The sequence below is a fragment of the Streptomyces sp. NPDC127177 genome (assembly GCF_042672475.1).
Lineage (GTDB): Bacteria > Actinomycetota > Actinomycetes > Streptomycetales > Streptomycetaceae > Streptomyces.
Map to the genome: position 1 here is coordinate 1 of NZ_JBHXUW010000131.1, position 2266 is coordinate 2266.

At 71.4% G+C, this 2266-nt stretch carries 2 protein-coding genes; both read right to left on the reverse strand.

Annotated elements, in window-relative coordinates; genetic code table 11:
* Positions 1-213 precede the first annotated feature (213 nt).
* Positions 214-810: a hypothetical protein gene (locus tag ACFVJX_RS35995; RefSeq protein WP_384131969.1), complete on the reverse strand. Its 597-nt coding sequence runs from the start codon at positions 808-810 to the stop codon at positions 214-216.
* Positions 807-1925 (reverse strand): ParA family protein, encoded by a 1119-nt coding sequence (locus ACFVJX_RS36000; RefSeq protein WP_384131864.1) that lies wholly within the window; start codon positions 1923-1925, stop codon positions 807-809. Before ACFVJX_RS36000 ends, ACFVJX_RS35995 begins: the two co-directional genes overlap by 4 nt.
* Positions 1926-2266: the final 341 nt, after the last annotated feature.

The window sequence follows — 2266 nt, forward strand, 5'->3', positions numbered from 1 at the left end:
CGAGCCCGGGGGCGTGTGCCGTAGTGCCGCCCCCCGCAAAATGGGCGTCGGCCGCCCGCCCGGGCGGGGGCCCGCCCCCCGGCCCGCGGCCCAGCGGGCGGCGGGAGGTGCGGACGGGCTCGTCGGGTGGGGGCATGGGGATCCAGGGTGCGGCGGGACACGGACGGCGGGCGGCGGCCCGCCCTCCGGGGCAGGCTACCGGCGCCGCACCGCTCAGCGGCCGCGCAGCCGCCGTACGAGGATGCTCGCGTCGCCCCGCGACTCCAGGTCCGCCAGGACGACGGCGACCGCCTCACGGACGATCCGGCCGCGGTCGATGGCCAGCCCGTGCTCCCCGCGCAGCACCAGCCGCGCGTGTTCCAGGTCCATCAGCTCCTCGGCGGAGACGTAGACCGTGATCTTCTCGTCGTGGCGCTCCCGGCCGCTGGGCCGCCGGTTCGCACCGCGCCCGCCACCGCGTCTGCGCTGCTGCTGGACGACGGGGGCGGGAACCGGCTCTTGCGAGGACGGCGGCTGCGGACGGCGTCCGGCCTGCGCGGCCACCGCCATCCGGTCGTTATCACCGCCCCGGCTGCGCGAGTCGCCGGCGTCCGCCTTGGCCGCGGAGTGCTCCTCCTGCCCGGAGGTGGCAGTTCCCGCGTCGGCATCGGATCCGGTGCCCGGGCTCTCGGCCCCGGATTCGCTCTCGCCGGCCGGTGCCGGCACCCGGGCCTCGCCGTTCGCCTTGCGCCGCCGTTCCGCGGGGGACGAGGACTGCAGCCCCATCCCCCCGGTGGTACGGAACAGTTCGTCGGCCCCGGGCAGACTCACTCGGCGTGACACCGGGCGAGCACCTCCCTGGCGAGCTGGCGATAGGCGGCGGCACCGACCGAGTTGGACGCGTACGTGGTGATGGGCTCACCGGCGACCGTGGTCTCCGGGAAGCGGACCGTACGCCCGATGACCGTGTGGTAGACGTGATCGTCGAAGGCCTCGACGACGCGCGCCAGGACCTCGCGGCTGTGCACCGTACGGGAGTCGTACATCGTGGCGAGGATGCCGTCGAGCTCCAGCTCCGGGTTGAGCCGCTCCTGCACCTTCTCGATCGTCTCGGTGAGCAACGCCACACCTCGCAGGGCGAAGAACTCGCACTCGAGCGGCACTATCACCTTGTGTGCGGCCGTCAGGGCGTTCACGGTGAGCAGGCCGAGCGAGGGCTGGCAGTCGATCACGATGTAGTCGTAATCGGCCATCAGCGGCTTCAGGGCGCGCTGCAGGGTGGACTCCCGGGCCACCTCACTGACCAGCTGGACCTCGGCCGCCGACAGGTCGATGTTGCTCGGCAGCAGGTCCATGTTGGGCACGGCGGTCTTCAGGAGCACCTCGTCGGCCGCCATGCCCCGCTCCATGAGCAGGTTGTAGACGGTGAGGTCGAGCTCCATCGGGTTGACGCCGAGACCGACCGACAGGGCTCCCTGCGGGTCGAAGTCGACGAGCAGGACCCGCCGTCCGTACTCCGCGAGCGCGGCACCCAGGTTGATGGTCGACGTCGTCTTGCCGACGCCGCCCTTCTGGTTGCACATCGCGATGATCTTCGCGGGGCCGTGGTCGGTCAGCGGGCCCGGGATCGGGAAGTAGGGCAGGGGCCGGCCGGTCGGGCCGATCCGCTCACGGCGCTGCCTGGCGGCGTCGGGCGCGAGCGTGGCCGCGTACTCGGGATCGGGCTCGTACTCGGCGTCGGGGTCGTAGAAGTGCCCTTGGGGCGCCTCGTCGAAGTCGGCGAAGTGGGCGGTGTCCCGGCCACTCTCGTTGCCGGCCATGGCGTTCACGTGTAGGCCGTCCATCATCTGGGGGGCTGTCGTCATCTGCTGGTGGGTGGCGAAGGCTCGGACAGCGACGGAGCCGACAGCCTCCAGCCCGTTCGGGCTCTGGCCCCGTGCAGGCATCCCTGGTTGAACACCCCCGGGAGTAAATGTCGACTCATTCACAAGTCGTCTTACCTCCTTGGACGTGACCAGGAAACTTATCGATAGGTCAGCGTGGCACCATGCCGACGATTGGCGACTCTATGGCGTGTCACCGCTCCGCAGCAACACAATCCGCCGGACCCGGCCCGATGTGTCGGCAATCGAACACCCCTCTGTCAAGGGCGCGCAGCCCCCGGGGCGCACTTTTCGCGGGTGCACGAATCGGTTAAAGGGTTACGTTCGAGGCGAGTTGCGCCGGGGCCGCGGGGCGCCCGGCACACGTCCGGCCGGACCGTGCTCGGCAACGTCCGGCCGGACGC

Coding starts and splice junctions, on each gene's coding strand:
- ACFVJX_RS36000 (WP_384131864.1), bottom strand. CDS start 1,925: ATGCCTGCACGGGGCCAGAGCCCGAACGGGCTGGAGGCTGTCGGCTCC.